Source organism: Pseudomonas amygdali, from assembly GCF_002699855.1.
GTDB lineage: Bacteria > Pseudomonadota > Gammaproteobacteria > Pseudomonadales > Pseudomonadaceae > Aquipseudomonas > Aquipseudomonas amygdali.
In genome coordinates, this window is sequence record NZ_LKBW01000116.1 from 1 (window position 1) to 5,248 (window position 5,248).

Consider the following 5,248-nt stretch of genomic DNA (forward strand, 5'->3'; position numbering starts at 1 on the left):
AGTGTGGGGTTTCCCCATGTGAGAGTAGGTCATCGTCAAGATTAAATTCCAGAAACCCTCATCGCTTACGCGTTGAGGGTTTTTGTTTTTGAGGCACGATAAAGTCTTTTTCGTACCGTGCAGATACAAAAAAACCACCTGGTCGAGGTGGTTTTTTATTTTCCGGGAGAATCAATCCCCGCGGTATTCGCACCCGCTGGTGCAGGTCTCATGAATACGAACGGCGGACAGCTCCGGCAGCAGAGGCTTCAGCTCATCCCAGATCCATTTCGCCAGGTTTTCGCTGGTTGGATTCTCAAGGCCGGGGATGTCATTCAGGTAATTATGATCAAGGCGTTCGTACAACGGTTTGAAAATAGCCTTGATTTCCGAAAAGTCGCGGATCCAGCCTGTGTGAGGATCAACCTTGCCAGCCAGATGAATGCCGACACGAAACGAATGGCCGTGCAGACGTCCACACTTGTGACCCTCTGGTACGTGAGGGAGGCGGTGTGCTGACTCGAAGGTAAACTCTTTGAAGATTTCCACTGTGTATTGGCCCCGGAAAAATGGCGATCGCAGACGCGATAAATGCAATCGACCAGTTTAACAGCAATGGCCTGAAACTCCATGCAGGGCTTGTGTGTGACGATTCCTTCAGATGCGATTGATGGCACTCGGCCAGATCTATTCAGTTTGAGTTAAGTTGTACGGGGTAAGGTAAACGCCATAGAAGCATCGACCGCTATGGACTCCTCCAATAATGAAAACGCTGACAACCCTGCTGGCGGCCCTGACATGTGTTCTGACTTCATGTGTCATCCAGGCGCGTGGTGTCGACCCGCATGAGGGATTGCGCCTCAGTAATGCGGGCACTCTCCAGTCTGCTGAAAAGCTCGATGCTAACGCCCTCAGCAAGCACCCTGGTGCCAGTATTCTTGATACACAGTTCAAGAATATATACGGCAGGTACGTTTACAATGTCGAGCTGCGTGACAAGCACGATATTGAGTGGGTTCTCGAAATAGACGCCGCTACGGGTCAGCTCTACAGGAATCATCAGGATAACTAATGAATGTCGACAAGCGTCTCTGTGTCATCCTTGGTTTGAGTCTGACCTGCTCTTTTGTCTATGCCAGGGATCTGAATCAGGATGAAGCGCTCAGTCTGCGGCAGCGTGGGGTGATACTGCCTCTCGAACAGTTTATCGAGCGCGCGCTGGGTCTTCATCCCGGCGCTCGCCTGCTGGAGGCTGAGCTTGAGGAAAAAAATAACATGTACGTGTATGAATTCGAGTTGCTGACCCCGCAGGGTGTTGTCCGTGAGCTCAAGTTCGATGCGCGCGATAGCCGATTGCTGAAAGACGAGGATGATGACTGATGCGCCTGCTACTGGTTGAAGACCATGTTCCTCTCGCGGATGAGTTACTCGCTGCGCTGGGACGGCAAGGCTATGCAGTCGACTGGCTGGCTGACGGTCGTGATGCGGTTTATCAAGGCGCAACCGAGCCCTACGACCTCATTGTTCTGGATCTGGGGTTGCCCGGCATGCCCGGGCTTGAGGTTCTCCAGCAATGGCGCGGCAAGGGCCTGGCTACCCCCGTACTGATTCTGACGGCACGAGGTTCGTGGTCAGAGCGTATAGAAGGCTTGAAGTCGGGGGCTGACGATTACCTGACCAAACCTTTTCATCCTGAAGAACTACAGTTGCGTATTCAGGCCCTGTTGAGGCGTTCGCACGGGCTTGCCAACCAGCCAACCCTGGAGTCTGCCGGCCTTAATCTGGATGAAGGTCGCCAGAGTGTCAGCCGGGATGGCGTTGATATCCAGCTCACGTCTGCAGAGTTTCGTCTGCTGCGCTATTTCATGCTCCACCCTGGACAGATTCTCTCTAAAAGCCATCTCTCTGAGCACTTGTACGATGGCGAAAACGAGCGTGACTCCAATGTCATCGAGGTCCATGTCAATCACCTGAGGCGCAAACTAGGCCGCGCAGTGGTCGAGACACGCCGTGGCCAAGGCTATCTGTACGGCGGAGCCGGAGGTTGAAATCCATACAACGGCGTCTGAGCCTGGGTCTTATCGCCGTTATGGTCGTTGTTGGCCTGGTGATGGCGCAGACCAGTCTCTGGCTGTTTGAAGTGGGCCTGCAGCGCTATCTGGAGTCGGGCTTACGCAACGAGAGCGAGAACCTGCTGGTGGCGCTGGTCCGAGGTCCTGCCGGGCTGCAACTGGATGACCATCGCTTGTCGGGTGCTTATCAGCGCCCGCTGTCCGGCCACTATTTCCGCATGGACTTGCCGCAGGGCCACTGGCGCTCCCGTTCTTTGTGGGATTTTGAGCTGCCGCTGCCTGGGGTGGGGTTGCACGCTAACCTTGAACTTGGCAAGACCGGGCAGTCGCTGTTGATGCTGACCAGCGAATACCGAAAGTTCGGCAAGCAGATTTCAATTACCGTCGCCCAGGATTACACGCCGGTCAGGGCGAGCTTTCGTCTCATGCAGCAGATCGGGGTTGGGCTCGGGCTCGCAGCGCTGATCCTGGTGCTGGTTTTGCAGCGCATCACTGTACGCAGGGCGCTTCGGCCTCTGGAAACCGTTCGCGAGCAGATCTTCCAGCTTCAACAGGGTCAGCGTTCGCAACTGGACAATCAGGTGCCCCTCGAGCTTGAGCCCCTCGTGGCTCAGATCAACCATCTGCTTGCGCATACTGAAGACAGCCTGAAACGCTCACGCAATGCACTGGGCAATCTGGGGCATGCCTTGAAGACACCGCTTGCGGTATTGCTCAGCCTGGCCCTCAGTGGACAGCTGGACGGCAACCCCGCACTGCGCAAGACGTTGCAGGAGCAATTGGAAAATATCCGTCTGCGTCTGGAGCGTGAACTCAATCGGGCCCGTCTTTCCGGGGACGCGCTGCCCGGAGCCCGTTTCGACTGTGATGCTGAACTGCCCGGGCTGTTTTCCACTTTGGGCATGATTCATGGTGCCCACCTTCATTTGGTCAACGATGTCGAAGCAGGCATGCATCTGCCGTGGGACCGGGAGGATATCCTCGAACTGCTGGGCAACCTTCTGGACAACGCCTGCAAGTGGGCCGACAGCGAAGTGCGTCTGAGCATTCTCAGTCAGGCTCAGGGCTTCAGCCTGCTGGTGGACGATGACGGGCCCGGTATTCCGGAGTCGCAGCGCGCAGAGGTGTTCAGCCGTGGCGCTCGCCTTGACGAGCAGATTACCGGTCATGGCCTTGGCCTGGGGATTGTGCGCGATATCGTCGAGGCCTGGGGCGGCCAACTGCAATTGCAGGAGAGCCCCGCTGGTGGCCTTCGCGTACGCATTGATCTTCCCGAGCGCACCGCTCCATAAGTTGCCAGCCTGTAACTTTCAGAGTCTTCATACAAAAAAATACGCCAGGTCTTAATGTCCGTCGGATGCCGCCGATAGCCTGACAGGTATCTCTGACTCATAAAAATAACCATAAGGCCACTCCTATGCGTCTCAGTCTGAAAGCCAAGGTTCTGTCGCTGGCAGTCCTGCCGGTTCTGATATTTGCGCTGGTGATCAGTGCTACCACGGTGTTCATGCTGCACCGACAGGCCGAGCGCGAGGTCAGTGATACGCGAGAGCGTTTGCTCTCTGAAGCCAAGGCAACGTTGCAGAACTACGTTGCGATCGCCATGACGGCCATCAAGCCGCTTTACGAGGCGGCAGCGCCGGGTGATGAAACTGCGCGCGCTAATGCGATCAAGCTGCTTTCTTCCATCAGTTATGGCAAGGATGGTTATATCTTTGGCTATGATTCTCAGGTAATCCGGATATTCCGTAGCAACAGTCCTGATGGCGTGGGCAAGAGTTTCAACGACGCCCGCGATGCGAACGGGGTCTACATCAACCGCGAACTGGTGGCGGTCGGCAAGGCGGGCACTCACTATGTGATGTACTCCTCGGCCCTGCCTGGCAAGACTGAACCTGTGCCCAAGATTGGCTACACGGATTATCTGCCGAAGTGGGATCTGATCATCGGTTCTGCCGTCAATATAGACGGCATTGACGCTAAAGTTGCCGAAGTCAGGCAGAATGTCGAAGCGCGCCTGAAGGAAATGCTGTACAGCATTTTGGGTATCACCGTCCTGGTGCTGGTCATCATTGGCGTCATCGGGATATTGATGGCCGGCACTCTGCTGCGTCCGCTCGGTTTGATGAAAAACAACCTGGATGACATCGCCGCGGGTGAAGGCGATCTGACTCGGCGTCTGGCCATTACCATTAATGACGAGCTTGGTGATCTGGCTGGTTCGTTCAACCGGTTTGTCGACAAGATCCACGGTATGGTTCGTCAGGTCAGTGAAATGACCGGGCAACTCAATGGACTGGTCGGAGAAGTGTCATCCCAGGCACAGCGCTCGGAAACCGCCATGGACCGTCAGCGCCACGAAACAGATCAGGTGGCGACCGCAATCAATCAGATGTCGGCTGCGGCTCAAGAGGTCGCCAAGAGCGCGCAGGGTGCCTCCGTGGCTGCTCAGCAGACCGACGAGCAAGGGCACGCCGCCAAGCGCGTTGTGGACGGCAGCATCAGACAGATTCATGCGCTGGTAGACGACATCCGCAAAAGTGGCTCGTCACTGGATGTTCTGCAAAAGGACGTTTCTTCGATCGTCAGCGTACTGGGCGTCATTCGCTCTATCGCCGAACAAACCAACCTGCTCGCACTCAATGCAGCCATCGAGGCCGCGAGGGCAGGGGAAGCAGGGCGTGGTTTTGCTGTGGTTGCCGACGAGGTTCGGGCGCTGGCCAGCCGCACCCAGCAAAGCACGCAGGAAATTCAAGGGATGATCGACCGTCTGCAGCAGGGCACTCAGGAGGCTGTTACGGCAATGCGCCGTTCCAGCGAAGCTGGCGACGGGACCTCTGCGCAAGCCAACGAAGCAGGAACATCGCTGGTGACCATAGGTGAGTTGATTGCGACTATCAACTCGATGAACGCGCAAATTGCCAGCGCAGCCGAAGAGCAAACGGCAGTTGCCGAAGAAATCAATCGCAGTGTTCATCAGATCGCAGGTGCAGTCGAAAGCGTCGCCGACGAAACCCGGCAAAGTGCACAGACCTCACGCAGCCTTGCCGAACTGGGCTCGCGCCTTGACAGTCTGGTCGGCCAGTTCCGTGTCTGATGCTTGCGTGGCAGGGGCGCTGATGTCCGCAACAGCCTGCGCCTGCCATCGCGTGTCACCGCCACTGTAAAAATGACCCCCTAACGCCAACCTAGAATTG

At 56.3% G+C, this 5,248-nt stretch carries 6 protein-coding genes; 5 read left to right on the plus strand and 1 reads right to left on the minus strand.

Annotated elements, in window-relative coordinates:
• Positions 1–171: 171 nt before the first annotated feature.
• Entirely contained in the window at positions 172–528 is a 357-nt protein-coding gene (queD, locus tag AO277_RS10675; RefSeq protein ID WP_002554029.1) for a 6-carboxytetrahydropterin synthase QueD, read from the minus strand.
• A gap of 214 nt (positions 529–742) precedes the next feature.
• Here queD and AO277_RS10685 point away from each other — a divergent pair, with 214 nt between their 5' ends.
• The 5 genes from AO277_RS10685 (at position 743) to ctpM (ending at position 5,148) form a co-directional block, all read left to right on the plus strand.
• Positions 743–1,051 (plus strand): PepSY domain-containing protein, encoded by a 309-nt coding sequence (locus AO277_RS10685; RefSeq protein ID WP_044320042.1) that lies wholly within the window; start codon positions 743–745, stop codon positions 1,049–1,051.
• Positions 1,051–1,359 carry a PepSY domain-containing protein gene (locus AO277_RS10690; protein ID WP_002554027.1) on the plus strand — a complete coding sequence of 103 codons (309 nt, stop codon included), beginning with the start codon at positions 1,051–1,053 and terminating at the stop codon, positions 1,357–1,359. The genes AO277_RS10685 and AO277_RS10690 overlap by 1 nt, the downstream gene beginning before the upstream one ends.
• Positions 1,359–2,027 (plus strand): response regulator transcription factor, encoded by a 669-nt coding sequence (locus AO277_RS10695; protein ID WP_002554026.1) that lies wholly within the window; start codon positions 1,359–1,361, stop codon positions 2,025–2,027. The genes AO277_RS10690 and AO277_RS10695 overlap by 1 nt, the downstream gene beginning before the upstream one ends.
• A complete protein-coding gene (locus tag AO277_RS10700) occupies positions 2,024–3,343 on the plus strand; it encodes a sensor histidine kinase (RefSeq protein WP_044320041.1) in 1,320 nt (439 codons plus the stop codon). Before AO277_RS10695 ends, AO277_RS10700 begins: the two co-directional genes overlap by 4 nt.
• A gap of 125 nt (positions 3,344–3,468) precedes the next feature.
• Complete coding sequence (ctpM, locus tag AO277_RS29955) at positions 3,469–5,148, plus strand: methyl-accepting chemotaxis protein CtpM (protein WP_044320040.1); 1,680 nt, start codon at positions 3,469–3,471, stop codon at positions 5,146–5,148.
• Positions 5,149–5,248 lie beyond the last annotated feature (100 nt).